Source organism: Okeania sp. KiyG1, from assembly GCF_014132355.1.
Classification (GTDB): domain Bacteria; phylum Cyanobacteriota; class Cyanobacteriia; order Cyanobacteriales; family Microcoleaceae; genus Okeania.
In genome coordinates, this window is the sequence record NZ_BLZO01000117.1 from 1 (window position 1) to 15,546 (window position 15,546).

Here is a 15,546-nt window from a genome sequence, read left to right on the forward strand (position 1 = left end):
TACGTTTGGAATCAGTCATTAGCATACTGTAATCAATTATATTCTAATAGTATTAAAAACCTTCATATACTGATTTAACTAAACAATTTATAACACAAGCTAAAAAGATTTGCTTTGGTTAAAAGAGGTAGCCTCTACTCCATTACAACAATCATTAAAAGACTTAGATCGAGCATATAAAAACTTTTTTAATAGTTGTACTTGTAAAAGAAAAGGAGTAAGGGCGAACGGCCGTTCGCCCGTACAACCTCCTAAATTTAAAAGTAGAAAGTCAAGACAAACAGCAAGATTTGTAGGAGCTAATTATCAGATTAACCCAGATAACATCTATCTACCCAAAGTAGGTAAGATTAAAATAGTCTGGTCGAGACCATTAGCTAATCAGCCTACATCTGTAACTATTATTAGAGATTCAGCTAATAGATATTTTGCTAGTTTTGTAGTAGAAACTAATCCGCAATTTCTGCCTAAAACTGATAACTCAATAGGTATAGATTTAGGTATCAGCACATTTGCAACATTGAGTAATGGTGAGAAAATATTAGCTCCTAAACCACTCAAACGAAACCTCAAAAAATTAGCTAAATTTTCAAAGAAAGTTTTTCAAAACTGAACCAGGCAGTAAACGTCGTGAAAAACGTAGATTAAGAATAGCTAAACTCCATGGCAAAATTAAAGATATCCGTACAGATTTCCTTCATAAATTATCAACTGATTTAGTTCGTAAATACGACACTATTGTACTAGAAGATTTGTTTGCGTTTGCGTAGCATCCCGTAGGGAAGCATTCCGAAGGAAATGTTTCTGGTCTAACTCGTAATCGTAAACTTGCTAAAGCAATTAGTGATTTAGGTTGGCGACAATTTAGAACTTTAACTGAGGCAAAATGTGAAAAGTATGGTAAAGAGTTTAGAGTCATTAACCGTTGGGAACCCACAAGTCAGAAATGCAGTTGTTGTGGATTTAAAGGTGGTAAAAAGGAATTAAATGTAAGAGAGTGGACGTGCTTAAATTGCGGTACATTTCACGATAGAGATATTAATGCAGCAATAAATATTTTAGAAGTAGTTCAACCGACAACCAAGGTTAAACTATTGAAACTAAAGTATTAGATAATCCCTGTACAACTATCACTTTTCAATGTAGTCGCCGAGGGTCAACGGTCGATTATTTTCGGACACGGAGAAAACGTCAGACTTCCTGTAAAAAGGAAGCAGATTTCAGTGATGTGTCAACCCGCCCTGAGTCATTCGTTCAGCTTGGTCTGTTTGATTAATGGATGGGAATCCCGCGTTGTGTCGTAGAGCAACGTCGGGAGGATGTCAAAATACCCATACTCTCATATATGGCAGTCCTCGAGGTGGTTGTTTAGAAAAAGTGGGAGATGGGGGATGGGGAGATGGGGAGATGGGGAGATGGGGAGATCGAGAAAGATTTGGCAATGGCGCTCAGATAGAACATTTTTTAGCGAATTTGATATAAAAAGCTAATAATATAAGACTTTTAGCTATTGAGTAGTCTCTGTAATTTGTCAATATACCAGCGCTCATTGCTGTAGTTTCATAAAATCTTACTTTTGACTTTTGACTTTTAAATACTGGGTAGTCCCTAAAATTTGTAAATATACCCCTCAAGCACTGCTATAGTTTCATAAAATCTTACTTTTGACTTTTAACTTTTGACTTTTAGCTTCTATGATAAAAACCAACGTTTTTTCCAATGAGATGTGGGTTCTAGGGAAGATTTTTGTTGTTCTAACTGGCGACGATGCACAATAATTTCCGCCGAGTCTGATAAGTGGGGGTCTCGGTAGGGAATACTAGCGCGAGTTAGTAAATGTTCTTTTTCTTTTTGGGACAGTGGGGGTAAATATTCTTCAGTAAAACTGGCCACTGTTCCTGGCGATCGCCTACCTACTGGTGCAGTAGAACCAATTTTCAAGTTAGCTTCCAGTAATGCTGTTCTGACTGCTGCAGAGCAGGAATATGTTGCTAGATGACCATCAGGTTTGAGAAAGCTACCTACTAAGCGCAAAAATTCTACGGTCCAAAGTTGAGGACAACTGGGTGGAGAAAAGGGGTCGAGAAATATAGCATCAGCTTGGAAACCAGAGTTATTTAGTTCTTGAATAGTGATTCTAGCGTCTTCGAGCAGTAGTTTGGCTTGAATTTTTTCTGTTTGTAATTGATGGGTATTAGCCAGAGTAGCTAATAATTCTGGCACAGGGTCAGGCCAATTATCTAGAAGATTTGTAGCGATCGCTGCTTCTGGCACTTCTGGGTCTAATTCTAGGCCCACCAATTGAATTTTACAATCAGGATTAATTTTCCAGATGGCTGCTAAAGCAGAGGCAGTGTTATATCCTAGTCCATAACAAACGTCAAGTAGGCGCACCACGGGTTGATGTACTCTAGATAATAGTTGAACTGGGTAAACAAACTTAAATTCTGCTTCTTGTTGAGCGCCAAAATGAGAGTGAAAAGTTTCACCAAATTCGGGTGAAAAAAAAGTAAAAGAGCCATCTGCTGTTGGTTGTGGCATGAATTTGTGATTTGTCAATTTTTCCTCTGAAATAGTTATCTAATGAATAAACAGAAAAAATTATACTTACCTCTTTGGTTTCCTTATCCTAGTTCTTGGTTAAAGGCTTTAATCATGGTTTCTTTTCTAACTATTTTAGTTGTCATAATTAAGGATTTAAAATTGGGAATATATTTTTGGCAACAACTAGGGGGCAGTTTAGAGTTATTCATTTGTTTGAGTATTATTTTTGTGTTTTTTTTGATTCCTGTTTTTGCTTTTTTGCATCATTACTTTATTTTGATTTTTCATATTTCCCGAACAATATTCAATCGAAGTCATCGGTATAATTTATTTTTATTCCCGCCAATTACAAGTTGGTGGAAAGCTTTATATAGTTGGTTGATAATTATTATTAGTACCCTAGCAGCAACTTTAATATATACATTAATTTTGCCTTGGTTTAACCTAAATTATCAAATTGCAATTTTAGAAAAAAGTCAATTTTTATATCCTGAAACATCAATCGAAAGGTTACTTTTATTTGTATTTATTAGTGTTTGGTTAATTGTAGCAGCTAAATTATATCAATTTGAATTTTCATCTAAAAGTTTTTTGGTATTAAACAAAATATATAGTCCTACTCTAAAAAATACAAAAACCCCCAAACAACCTTCGATTAATTTGATTGAAGAAGGAAGAAGGAAGAAGGAAGAAGGAAGAAGCAGTGCGACCCCGCATCGGCGACAGACACAAGCGGTCAGACCCCGCGACGACAATAGTCGCAAGAGAATGCTGACCAAGAGAGGGAATCGGCACCAAGAGGGGAAAAAGTGGATGGGGACTCAAACCCCAAGTAATTGTAAACACCGTGCAGACGGCGGGGTATTCAAGCAAAAAGAAAAAGATAAAACAGAGAATGAATTGGCAAAAACTAGCACCTCTTCTGGAGTTAAAATTATAAATAAATCTCAATCAGTATTGGCGAAAAAAAGTTAAACCAGTTCATCAAATAGAAAAAATAATTACTTACAAATAATCCAGAAAACAATCAAAAACAATATTTTGGTATTACTGATTATTCCTTTACTTACATTAGGTGTATATGGATTTTCTAAATGGCATTTAATGTCAGAAAAATATGTAGTTATAGTTCAGGAAATACCCTCACCAATAGCCAAAAAAGTTCACTCCGAAAACCTAGAAATTGAAGAAGTAAAAACTAAACCTACACCTGTATATTCCCCAATAGAAAAATCTTCGCCAACCCCAAATACAACTCTTATATTACCGCCACCAGACCCATTTAAACTTGCAGTTAATCGAGCTATAAATGCAGCAGAAATGGCTCAGTCTGCCCAGACTAAAATAGAATGGGAAGCAGTAGCAAGTCAGTGGCAAGACGCAACAGAATTTATGAAAATAGTGCCAGCATCTCACCCTAAATATAAACAAGCCAGAAAAAAAATCAAAGAATATCAAGGCTATGCTGACTATGCAATGAGAGAGGCAAAAATGAAAAAGTAGTTCAACAATTAATAATTAATAATTAATAATTAATAATTACTTCTCCTTGAAAACGGATAGGATTGACAAAGAGATGAAAATTTTTCTTATCTTGGTGGATTGGATATGGCGCTGGTTTCCTCGCCATCCCACCCTACGGAAAGCTGCGCTTTATATGTTGCGTAGCAAAACAACCGCTTTTATCCCCTTAAAAGAGGAGGCTTTAAACCACAATTTTTCGGTAAAAATAAGAATAATTAACATTAGACATCTCCAGAAAAGAGGGAATAGGGAATAGGGAATAGGGAACCCACCCCTAACCCCTCCCAGGAGGGGAGTAATTGATAATTTATTTACGATAATTGATTTTATTTTTGATTTTTGGAGATGTCTATTAGACTTAGCTGCTAATTAGCAACAAAGTTATTCTAGCTGTGTTAATTACTTAATAACTGAAGTTCTGTCCAACTATAGCGTTAATGGGTGGGAATTGGTATAACCCCAACCAAATTAAAAAGTAGTTGAAGAAGGAAGAAGGAAGAAGGAATGAAACTGGAAAAAGTGGATGGGGACTCTAATACCATTTCTCAAAAACTTTTCTACATTTTATTGAGCAGGGGACCCACCCCTAACCCCTCCCAGGAGGGGAAATGGGGGAGTGGGGGAGAAGTAAAAATAAGAATAATTAACATTATACTTAGCTGTTAATTAGCAACAAAGTTATTCTAGCTGTGTTAATTACTTAATAACTGAAGTTCTGTCCAACTATAGCGTTAATGGGTGGGAATTGGTATAACCCCAACCAAATTAAAAAGTAGTTGAAGAAGGAATCAAATTGGAGAAAGTGTGTGGGGACTCAAACCCCAAGCAATTGTAAACACTGTGTAGACGGCAGGGTATTAAACCCAAAAGAAAAATAGAAAAACAAATATTTGCTATTTATTATTCAGAGGTAATTAGTTATGGTTCAATATAGATTTATCGAGCTTGCTAAACAGGGAAATTCTAAATCCATCGCTACCCTATTAAATGGGACGTTACATCCTCAAGGTATTAATGCAAGAGTTAGTGCAGTAAATGGATGGTTACACATACTCCTAGAATCTGAGGAATTACCAGAGAGAAGTTATATTGTAGATATAGTTAGACATCAATTAATAGAATTAGCTCCTGAGTCAATTAAAAGAGTTAAATTACTGATAAAAAGATACAGGGATGATTATGCAACTTGGGGTCAGGAGTTTGATTTAAAATTAAATTCCTCATCAAATTTAATTTGGCATAATTTTGATGATAATCAACAACATGGGTTTGATTCAGAGCAAAACATTAATAATATTAAAAATAGAAGTTGGAATCATCTCATAATAAGTCAGATAACTCTAGGGATAGTCGTGGTAATCTTGTTAATGGCAGTATTTGTTTTTATAAGTAAAATGTCAGTGAGGTGATCGCCACAAACAATCAATAGTTTTACCACCTATCCTCAACTATTATAGCGGTTTTCACAAGGCGTGAGGTAAATTAACGATCCCCCATTATCGCCCTTTCTAATGGGGGACTTCCGGTTTCCCCCCTTTCTAAGCTATCCCTGATAAGGAACTCCTGAAACCCTTGTGGAAGGGTGGGGAGTGTGGGGAGGGTGGGGGGTGTGGGAAGTAAGAATTTTGTCTACAGTCCTCACTCATAGTGTATTTTTCAATACAATTTTCTCCAGAAAAAGCCGCTCCCAGACTTACACATAACTTGTCTTTTTTGTCAAGTTTTATGTTAAGAAAGATGTTTATAAAGCTATGCTTTCTAAGGGGGGTTAGGGGGGATCTACAGCAGTGTAGCTCACACTTACCTAAATAATACGGGAGCATGAAAGCCATCGTTTTTTAAGCGATGGATGAAAGGTGAGGAGTCGGATTTTAATCCGATGTATTTTATTTGACTGAGAAATTTTATGCCAGAAGAAGAAAACTTGATTTAATTTAGTAAATATGACCAATAAAAATTTGCTTATTTCTCCCCAGTGGTTAGTAGACCATCTTAATGACCCAAATCTAATCATCATCGACTGTCGTTTTTCTTTAGCTGACCCAGAATTAGGCAGGAAAGAATATCAAGATGCTCATATCCCTGGCGCATTCTATCTAGACCTTAACCAAGACCTTTCCAGCACAGTACAAAAACATGGCGGGCGTCACCCATTACCCGATCCTCATAAACTAGCCCAAAAATTAGCAAATATAGGCGTTAAATACCGAGAAACTCTAATTGTTGCTTATGATGATTCTCGCTTTGCCTTTGCCTCCCGTCTATGGTGGTTATTGACATACATGGGCCATGAAAAAATTGCTCTTTTAGATGGCGGTTTTTCTGAGTGGCAAAAAAAATATCCAATTACTAATGAAATTTCTACCCCAAAAGCAGGTTTCTTTGAACCCCAAATTCAATCAAAAATGGTAGTAGATATAGAAACAGTTAAAGCCAAAAAAGATTTACCAGAAGTAGTATTAGTTGATTCACGAGATAGCGATCGCTACTTAGGAAAACACGAACCTATTGACCCTATTGCTGGTCATATTCCTGGGGCGGTTAATTATCCTTGGAAACAAGTTACTGATGAAAATTCTCTGGCAAAAGTTGACGAGCAAATTCAACGATGGGAAAAGGTTAAAAATGCTGAGGAAGTTATTGTTTATTGTGGTTCTGGTGTGACTGCTTGTGTAAATTTATGGTCGTTAAAAATGGCAGATATTAACACAGGAAAACTTTATGCAGGTAGTTGGAGTGATTGGTGTTCATATTAAATAAAGGGAATAGTTCAACAATTAATAATTAATAATTAATAATTAATAATTAGGGTTTGCTGATTAAATATAAAGTAAGCATTCAGCTATTAGCAGTCAGCTATCAGCAATTATAGTTATTTTGAATCAGCTATCAGCTATTTATGAGAGTAGGAGGTCAAAGCAATTGAAAAATTGAGAGAGAATTAAAAGTTACTACCAAGGTACGCTCATTCAACCTGAGTAAGGAATTATTCATTATTTGCTGAATGCGAGCGCATCCCGCAGGGAAGTGCTAGACTGCTAAGAGCTGTTTGCGCAGCATTCCGTAGGAAATGCTTACGTTGTTAATTCTTGAAATCAAGCATATAAATCATGGTTAATTTTTACTATAGTTTAATAATTTAATTGCTTTAACCCCTGAAGTAATCGTGTTTTCCTACAACCATGAAGCTAAAATTAAGAACCTTGCAAGAGTTATAATTATAGAATTATAGCTGTAGATTATGTCGAGCAGTTATTAAACCCCATTGAATAGGAAAATCTTGATATGTATGAAAGTATAAAAAGTACACTTAGCAGATATCCTGCAGTATACGAGCCATTACGCAAAGCATTAAACAGGTACAGAAACCTGAAGATACAATACAACAGCAACAGAAGACTTAGAAAAATACAAAAGCAAATCTGGACACATATTAGGCATAAAAATTCTGTTTTCTTTGTGCAAGTTGGATCGAATGATGGGTTTCATGGAGACCCCATTCGGGATTTGGTTATCAAAAATACAAATTGGAAAGGCATATTTATTGAACCTATTCCTTTTCTTTTCGAGAGATTAAAACAGAACTATAACAATTCTGAACGATTTATTTTTGAAAAGATTGCTATATCCACCCAAAGAGGTTTTCAGAAATTCTATTATGTTTGTGAGGAAGCAAAAACAGAATTAGGAGGTCTACCAGAATGGTATGACCAATTGGGTTCTTTTGATAGAAATCACATACTTAAACATCTTCAAGGGAAGCTTGAACCTTACATTATTGAAGAAGATATCGAAACTATAACTATGCAAGAAATCTTTGATAGAAATAACGTTGAAGCAATAGACCTTCTTCATATAGATACAGAAGGATTTGATTATAAAGTACTATCGCAAGTTGATTTTTTGAGATATAAACCCTGTGTTATCATGTATGAGCAGAAGCATCTTTCTAATGATGAGAAAAAATTAGCAAAATCACTCTTGGAAAAATACAATTATAACTATTTGTCTTATGGTGGTGATATCTTAGCTTTTATCAATGGCTAATCAGTAAGTACCCAAATATAAATCTTTACCGAAAAGCGACATTTAATAAAAAATAAATAAAATCAATTATCGCACAGAAATTATCAATTATTTTCCCCTACTATGTAGGGACGTTGCATGCAACGTCCCTACTCTTTTCTGAAGATGTCTAATTAGGGTTTGCTGAAAAAGTCTTTTAACCCACCCCTAACCCCTCCCAGGAGGGGAGGAGAAGACAGGAGAAATGGGTCGGGAGCGAGGAGGTAGAAGTAAGAATTGTCCCTTGATTTTTCTGTCTAACTATGCGCCTAAAATACTAACTTTTTGAGCGTTTTAGACTGAAACAGATGCACTTTTTTCGACTCCAAAAAGGCTAAAGTTTTTATATGTCAATGCTTTTATATTTAATCAGCAAGCCCTAATTATTAATTATTCGGTAAAAAACATTCACTTCAATTAGTTGTACTTCATAACTTCGGAAACTGCTGTATCATTTTTATTCAACTTTTATTCCCTCTTCCTTCTTCCCTCTTCCCTCCGACTTTTAAATTTTGAATTATTCCCTCTAACTTTTGACTTTTGACTTTTGACTTTTAAATTTTGAATTATTCCCTCTAACTTTTGACTTTTGACTTTTGACTTTTGACTTTTAAATTTTGAATTATTCCCTCTAACTTTTGACTTTTGACTTTTGACTTTTAAATTTTGAATTATTCCCTCTAACTTTTGACTTTTGACTTTTAAATTTTGAATTATTCCCTCTAACTTTTGACTTTTGACTTTTGACTTTTAAATTTTGAATTATTCCCTCTAACTTTTGACTTTTGACTTTTGACTTTTAAATTTTGAATTATTCCTTCTTCCTTCTTTAAAAATCAAAATAAATATAAGGCAAACCCTCCGGTGCCAACAACCAAACAGTAAACAAAAATACAGGCACTAACAAAACTTTCAACTGCCAATTTAACTGTAACTTCAGACCACGATGAAACCAATAATTAATCCCCATTGCCACCACAACTCCACAAATTAACCATACCAACTGCAACCTTTCTAAACCCATCGCCTCCAAATAAACCTTATCCACAAATTGAACATCAGCATCATAATTCCACCAATGAGAAAACACCCAAAAAGAATCCCTTAAATTCGGCAGTCGGAAAAATATCCAAGCACCAAAAACCATACTCTGAGTTAACAACCAACTGATGAAAATTCCAGGCAAACTTTCCCATACTTTTTTCACCTTAAAATGTTGAGAAATTGCCTCTATTAATCGATGAACTACCAATGCCAAACCATGCAAAACTCCCCAAACAATAAATCCCCAAGCAGCACCATGCCAAATACCAGCAATTAACATCACAGTTAACAAATTCAAACAAGTCCGAAATAAACCTACCCTTGAACCTCCCAAAGGAAAATATAAATAGTTTCTCAACCAATCTCCCAAAGTTGTATGCCACCTTCGCCAAAATTCTGCAATACTTGTGCTGAAATAAGGAAAATCAAAATTTTGTGGCAAATTTAAACCCATTAAAAAAGCACTACCACGGGCAATATCAACATAAGCACTAAAATCCAGATAAAGTTGTAACCCATAAGCAATTGTTGCTAACCATAAATCGCCACTTCCAGCACGTTGTAAATTACTAAAACTCAGGTCTACAAAAATTCCTAAATTATCAGCTATTAAAGCTTTTTTAACAGCCCCAGTCGCAATTAACCAAACTCCTTCAGTTATTTGCTCTAAAGTTGGTAATTTTAAAGCAGGAGTTTTCACTAAAGCTTGAGTAGTTTTTTTCCCAACCATTCCTAACTGATTTTGCAGATAATGATAACGAGTTATCGGACCAGAAATAAGTTTCGGAAAAAATAACTTATAAGATGTAAATTCTAATAAAGAAGAAGCTGATGGAGCGCCTCGATAAACATCAATTAGATAAGCAAGACATTCAAAGCAGAAAAAACTTAAACCTAATGGTGCAATTACATTACTATCAACCCAATTAGCAGTTTCTAAAATATTAGGTATATTGTAGATAATGCCAATACTATTTAATAAAAAAGGTATATATTTGAAACTTAATAAAAGTAAGATATTGCAGATTATACCTAACCACAATAATAGCAAGCGACGGCGGTTCCATTGTTTATTAGCAATACGCCAATCTTTCGGTTCCCCAATAGCTTGAGCAAGGTAAAAATTTAATAGGGTAATTATTAATAGTAATGGAATATATTGAGGTTGAATAGTAGCGTAGAAAAATAAACTAGCAACCAAGAGGACAAACACTCGCCAAGACTGTCGTGGCATTGACCAATAAAGTCCCAACACTATTAATAGGAATAGAGCATAGTTAAAAGAAATAAAAGTCATACCGTTTCACGGAAGTCAAAATTTAAAAGTCAAAAGTCATGCATTCAAAAGTTAAAAGTAAGATTTTATAGGTTTATAGCCTCAAAACTTTTACCCTAAAGTAATTTCAGGAAATTATTTACCTATGCAGTTTGAAACCATTTGTAACATTGTTATTTAAAATTGGTATTATCAGTTATTCTTTATCAAAATAATTGGGTCGCGCAACCCCCCCTTTTCCGGCGAAATGTTTTTGGAGGCAAGATCAAATCCCCATTACAAAAACAACTTCTGTACGTCGCCCTACCGATGGCTCCCCTCTATCTAACTTCTGACTTCTAACTTCTGACTTCTGACTTCGTTGACAGTACCTCCAGTCATCTCATTACTTAAATTATGACTTTTGATTTACTTTAATTCTTACTTTTGAGGGACAATTTTTCCTCCTACCTCCTCTATCAATTCCCATTTATTCTAACTCCTGACTCCTACCTCCTCTGTAGTTCCCATTTTTCCTGACTCCTGACTCCTGACTCTTGACTCCTGACTTAATAAAAAAAAATCCAAAAGTACTTGTCAAAATTATATTTAGTCTGCTAGTATAGTTAAGCAGTGAAAAAAAAGCCGGGATAGCTCAGTTGGTAGAGCAGAGGACTGAAAATCCTCGTGTCGGCGGTTCAAGTCCGCCTCCTGGCATTCGCCCTTGCATAAATGCAGGATAATTTTAATAGTTTTGTGGAAGTGGAATGGGGATCTTGCCTGTTCCTTATATTTTTGGGCAGGTAGGATATCCACTCCACTTATATTCGTCCCGCCCCTCAGTAATGTCTGGCATTCTAACCCCTATTATTCCTTTATAGTCCTACGCATTAAGGTGTTTGACATTTCTCAACCCTGTTAGCGGAGCATTTGAGCACCGAAAACCCTTTAACAGTTTACTATTCCCTATTCCCTATTCCCTATTCCTTTAAATTAAAACACAAAAAAAAGTCATAAATAAGAAGATTAAACGTCTTACTTATAAATCGACTTGACTTACAAGAATGGACTTACATAGCTAACTTTAGATACTGCCTGTGGCCTAAAGTAGGCCGTGTCCAGGAATAGTAGCTCTGCTTCATTAATTGATAATTGATAATGGATAACGGATAATTACCTCTGGTTAAAACCGTAACGGAATTGAATATCAGGAAATATTATTTCTTCTCTTGGTCCATTGGATATGGCGAGGAGACCCGCTCTTATCAGAGCCACTCCGAACGGCGCTATCCCTCCACCGCTTTTTTCCCCTTAAAAGGGGAGGCTTTAAACCAGAATTATTTAATTATTAATTATTAATTATTAATTATTCGGTAAGTCCTTACGAAAGTTTCTTGTGGTTTTGTCTTTAGTTCAACAATAAAGATAAAGGTAGATTATGTTTCTAGAAAAGCTTAAACAGTGGTCTCAAAAAGTTCTAGTTGGATTAATAGTAGCGTTTCTCCTGAGTATGACGTTTCCTTCACAAGTTTTCGCTGCTAATGTCTTGCAAAAACCAATTATAGAATTAACTAATGCAGAGTTTTCTAGACCTAGTCAAGCTAATAGTTATTATCCAGCAAACGTGCCTCCAACCCATATTCATCTAGGCGTACCTACTCAATATCAAGGTCAAGTAGCTCGTCCGGGTAATGTGTTTGTTACTTTTATTAGTATCAAAGTAAACGATATACCACAAGGAAATCTCACACGTTGTTCAAGTGGTTATTTTGATTCAAATACCTTTCCAAATACCACTCCACAAGAGTTTAAAAATGTTTTAGATAGTCTTGATTTGTTAGTGAGTGGATGCAGATAAACGAATAATTTTCCTTGGGATCGGTTGGTAACTGGGCGATCGCCCTCTCTCATACCTCTTGTAACTCAACCCTGGGTACTCCAATTCTGACTAAAATTCACCAGTGGCGAGCATATTCATCAATGCGACTCGCTGTCATGTTTTGCTGGCAAATTTAAGAATGTTTATCAAAAATTTTATAGCAAATCACGATTAATTTTGACCAAAATAAATGCTCAAACTTAATCAGGGATTATTTTTTACTTTTGACTAGGGCAAAGTAAATATTAAAAATAATTATCTTTATTTATAAAAAAATACTTAAGCACTTGACGTTGACATCACGGTAGCTATCCGGTCGTGTTGCAGCAAAATTAAAACACTTAAAACACTTTAAATACCCCAAATTAATTAATCTATGGTTCATCTCAAGGCCGAGGAAAAAGGGAAATTAACAAACCCGAACCCTGGTGGTGACACTACTGAAGAAGCAGGAAGTATGGCTATGTTAGCAACCTTGACTCCCGCTCCTGTGGCAGCCACTCCAGGAAAAGGCAGAAATCCTCATAAATTGGAGAAAGACGATATAGAAAAGGAGTTTTGGCAGGTATGGTGCGAGCATCGAGACCGACTTTATCGCTGCTGTCTGAGGTTGATGAAGTGTAACCATTCAGATGCAGAGGATGCTCTGAGTGAGGCCATGCTGAAAGCATTGAATATGGTGCGCAAGTTCGCGGGGAAAATTGCTAATTTGCCAGCTTGGTTGATGACTCTGACTCGCAATTTATGTCTGGATCTCATCCGGAAACGTTATCGGGGAGCCGTGGGTGTTGATGATATAGAGTGGGTTGGTGATAGTGGAGAAATGGGGGTAGCGTCGGCAGTGGAGTTGCCGGAGCAGGTTTTGGAGAAGAATGAGAGGTCAGTGGTGATTCGACGGGCGATCGCTTCTTTGCCCGAACGGATGCGGGAAACTTTTATTTTACATTTTTATGAAGAGCTTTCTTATCAGGAAATTGTCGAGCGGCAAGGAATTTCAATAGATTGTGTTTACAAGCGCATTTCCCAAGCACGGAAAAAGTTGAAGGAGAAGTTGAGCGACTATTTTATCATGTCCCAGGTGGAGGCAGGAAAAATATCGCAGTCTCTACCCAAGAAAGAGGAAAGACCGTTGAGAAGGTCCCATGAAGTTTTGAAAGAGAATGAGATGGCGGTGGTAAGGAGGGAAACAGAGGAAGCTTTTGTGGAAGCGGTGGAAAAACTAGAGATGGTGGAGAGTCCGGTGGAGTCCCGGGAACGGGTTGAGGTTATGATACCGGATGCGGTGAGAGTATCGGCAGGAGTTGATGTGGATGTAGCGGAATGTTTGGAGTCTGTTGAGGTAGTAGGAGAGGATATTTCTGATGTTGCTAGGGTTTGTGGAGAGAAGGAGCTACGGCCGATATTGCCAGGAGTGTTGTCTCCTTCTACTATGGAATTGACTTGGAGGAGGGATGTTTGGGAGAACGCCCCATTATCTGAGTGGGGGCGGGAGATGTTGGCGACGTGTTTAATTGGAGAGGTTATCGATCCAGAAAACAGTTTTGGGCACAAGGGTTCTGTGGGTAATTGGTGTAGACGGTCAGGAGGGAGGCTTTGTTCTATTCTTGACATGGTGGGTGTTGTCATTAGAAGATTTTTTGATGTTCCAGATAGCTCAAGGTCTTTTCCTCGGTTCCAGGTTAAGGGGAACAGGAACGGTGAACGGTGGCGATGGGTGATGGGGGCTAGATTGGTGGAGATGGTGGGGGCGATCGGCTTAAAACTGGCAATGCAGGCAGAATTGCTTCTGTTGAAAGTATGCGATTTCGTTGATTGTGGTAGTTTTGTAGCGAACTTTGATACGGGATGAGAGGTGGGGCGGTTGCCGTTTGATGATCACTCTATAAATCCCCCCCACGGGAAGGAATGGGACGTTCGTGATACCGTTGGGGCATGGGAGGGCAATGGCAGAAGGAAAGAAAAAGGAATAGTGGCCGAGGCATGAGGAAGGAAAAAAGCCCAATGTAAGTACCTGGTTCCCCGAACCCGGTAGCACGGACCCAGATAGGCAGAGTCGAGAGTGGACCAAAAAAAATGTAGACCGAGAGTAATGTGTGAGCGAAGGATGTATGGGAGAGAGGGCAGAAGAAAAATGGAATGCCGTTGGGCAAAAGCATGGTGCCTATGAGTGCGAGACATAATCGCAGTAGTTATATGCGTCAGAAAAAGAAGACAAAAAACGTCTTAACAAGTAGATAAAGATGCGCTTGGAGGCGAAAAATGAAGATAGTTAGATCGTTAGTTTGCTTTGCAATTTCAATTACTTTGTTGATATCATTGTATGTCCCTGATGCCAAGGCTTTTTCGGTAAGGGAGCTTTTGCCTAATGGTACAATTAATTGCGATAGGTCGGGAAAGTTGTTCGAGAAAAGGCCATACAATCACTTTCACTTCCAGCGGAAGAATAAAAGAGATGATGATATTGTAGTCACAGTGAACTGTGCTAGTTTTATCGGCTCTCGTGCGCTCCCTACATTCCCTGTGAGTATTACCATTGATGACAATAAGGTATATGAGTTATTCCTAGAGGAAGAGGAGATAGGCGAAGACCACCTGTTATTATGCGATGCGGGTGCGTTCTATTATGGAACAGATAACCCAGCACCGGTGAAATATAGTGCGACCAGAGAAAACGAACACGAACATGATCATGGAGTGTAGGTGGTAATAGAACCAGCTTCCATGTTGTGGGAAAAATAATCTAAAGCACTCAACAAATCTCTAGGACCGAGTCAGCAAGGGCGGTCGCAAACAAGAAAGGGATGAGCCGTGAAGAGTGTAGAACAAGGGTCATTGATAGGTGGGCTCGTCAAAACCCCGATCTGGTGTGGTAACGGGGCGGTTGCTCCCTCCCCTACCTCTGCTTACTAAACTCTCTGAACACCACTACGTTTCCCAAATCGACCAACGGCGATCTCATTCCTCAATGCGACTCGCCGTGGAGAGATGAAAAAGGTGAGTAGCTAGGATGGAAATCCATCGCTCTCTCCCCAACCTCTCCTAACTCAACTCTCGAAACTCCACTCCTAACCCAAATCAACCAACGGCGAGCGTATTCCTCAATGCGACTCGCCTATTTCAGTTATCAGTTATCAGTTATCAGTTATCAGTTATCAGCACCGATATCCCAAAAAATCTTTATTTCACACAGTAAGTAATGTTAGCGAGTTCGACACGGGATGAGACAATGAGCGAT

Annotated in this window: 13 protein-coding genes and 1 tRNA gene; 12 read left to right on the forward strand and 2 right to left on the reverse strand. The window is 37.5% G+C overall.

Features of this window, described 5'->3' with window-relative positions; all coding sequences use genetic code 11:
• Positions 1–109: 109 nt before the first annotated feature.
• From SAGCYANO_RS45735 to SAGCYANO_RS27305, 4 genes are all read left to right on the forward strand, one after another.
• Positions 110–613: a transposase gene (locus tag SAGCYANO_RS45735; protein ID WP_255502725.1), complete on the forward strand. Its 504-nt coding sequence runs from the start codon at positions 110–112 to the stop codon at positions 611–613.
• 37 nt (positions 614–650) lie between these two features.
• Positions 651–770, forward strand: coding sequence for a transposase (locus SAGCYANO_RS48120; RefSeq protein ID WP_255502734.1), 120 nt, complete (start codon positions 651–653; stop codon positions 768–770).
• Between the two features lie 69 nt (positions 771–839).
• Positions 840–1,112 carry a transposase gene (locus SAGCYANO_RS45740; protein ID WP_237396767.1) on the forward strand — a complete coding sequence of 91 codons (273 nt, stop codon included), beginning with the start codon at positions 840–842 and terminating at the stop codon, positions 1,110–1,112.
• Positions 1,113–1,275: 163 nt separating this feature from the next.
• Complete coding sequence (locus SAGCYANO_RS27305; protein ID WP_202222953.1) at positions 1,276–1,482, forward strand: hypothetical protein; 207 nt, start codon at positions 1,276–1,278, stop codon at positions 1,480–1,482.
• Positions 1,483–1,692: 210 nt separating this feature from the next.
• Here SAGCYANO_RS27305 and SAGCYANO_RS27310 read toward each other — a convergent pair whose 3' ends face one another.
• On the reverse strand, positions 1,693–2,541 hold the full coding sequence (locus SAGCYANO_RS27310) for a tRNA (5-methylaminomethyl-2-thiouridine)(34)-methyltransferase MnmD (RefSeq protein WP_202223047.1): 849 nt from the start codon (positions 2,539–2,541) through the stop codon (positions 1,693–1,695).
• Positions 2,542–2,583: 42 nt separating this feature from the next.
• On the opposite strand from SAGCYANO_RS27310, the gene SAGCYANO_RS27315 reads away from it, so the two are divergent.
• The 5 genes from SAGCYANO_RS27315 (at position 2,584) to SAGCYANO_RS27335 (ending at position 8,115) form a co-directional block, all read left to right on the forward strand.
• The gene (locus tag SAGCYANO_RS27315) at positions 2,584–3,519 is read left to right on the forward strand and encodes a hypothetical protein (protein ID WP_202222954.1); all 936 of its coding nucleotides are present in this window, start codon (positions 2,584–2,586) and stop codon (positions 3,517–3,519) included.
• Positions 3,520–3,585: 66 nt separating this feature from the next.
• The gene (locus SAGCYANO_RS27320) at positions 3,586–4,047 is read left to right on the forward strand and encodes a hypothetical protein (RefSeq protein ID WP_202222955.1); all 462 of its coding nucleotides are present in this window, start codon (positions 3,586–3,588) and stop codon (positions 4,045–4,047) included.
• Positions 4,048–4,988: 941 nt separating this feature from the next.
• Complete coding sequence (locus SAGCYANO_RS27325; protein ID WP_202222956.1) at positions 4,989–5,477, forward strand: hypothetical protein; 489 nt, start codon at positions 4,989–4,991, stop codon at positions 5,475–5,477.
• Positions 5,478–6,011: 534 nt separating this feature from the next.
• Positions 6,012–6,824, forward strand: coding sequence for a sulfurtransferase (locus SAGCYANO_RS27330; RefSeq protein ID WP_202222957.1), 813 nt, complete (start codon positions 6,012–6,014; stop codon positions 6,822–6,824).
• A 529-nt stretch (positions 6,825–7,353) separates the two neighbouring features.
• The gene (locus SAGCYANO_RS27335; protein WP_202222958.1) at positions 7,354–8,115 is read left to right on the forward strand and encodes an FkbM family methyltransferase; all 762 of its coding nucleotides are present in this window, start codon (positions 7,354–7,356) and stop codon (positions 8,113–8,115) included.
• A gap of 847 nt (positions 8,116–8,962) precedes the next feature.
• Here SAGCYANO_RS27335 and SAGCYANO_RS27340 read toward each other — a convergent pair.
• Positions 8,963–10,474, reverse strand: coding sequence for an MBOAT family protein (locus SAGCYANO_RS27340; RefSeq protein ID WP_202222959.1), 1,512 nt, complete (start codon positions 10,472–10,474; stop codon positions 8,963–8,965).
• A gap of 602 nt (positions 10,475–11,076) precedes the next feature.
• On the opposite strand from SAGCYANO_RS27340, the gene SAGCYANO_RS27345 reads away from it, so the two are divergent.
• From SAGCYANO_RS27345 to SAGCYANO_RS27355, 3 genes are all read left to right on the forward strand, one after another.
• Positions 11,077–11,149 (forward strand) — tRNA-Phe (locus SAGCYANO_RS27345).
• A 721-nt stretch (positions 11,150–11,870) separates the two neighbouring features.
• Complete coding sequence (locus tag SAGCYANO_RS27350; protein WP_202222960.1) at positions 11,871–12,290, forward strand: hypothetical protein; 420 nt, start codon at positions 11,871–11,873, stop codon at positions 12,288–12,290.
• 397 nt (positions 12,291–12,687) lie between these two features.
• Positions 12,688–14,160 (forward strand): RNA polymerase sigma factor, encoded by a 1,473-nt coding sequence (locus SAGCYANO_RS27355; RefSeq protein ID WP_202222961.1) that lies wholly within the window; start codon positions 12,688–12,690, stop codon positions 14,158–14,160.
• Positions 14,161–15,546: the final 1,386 nt, after the last annotated feature.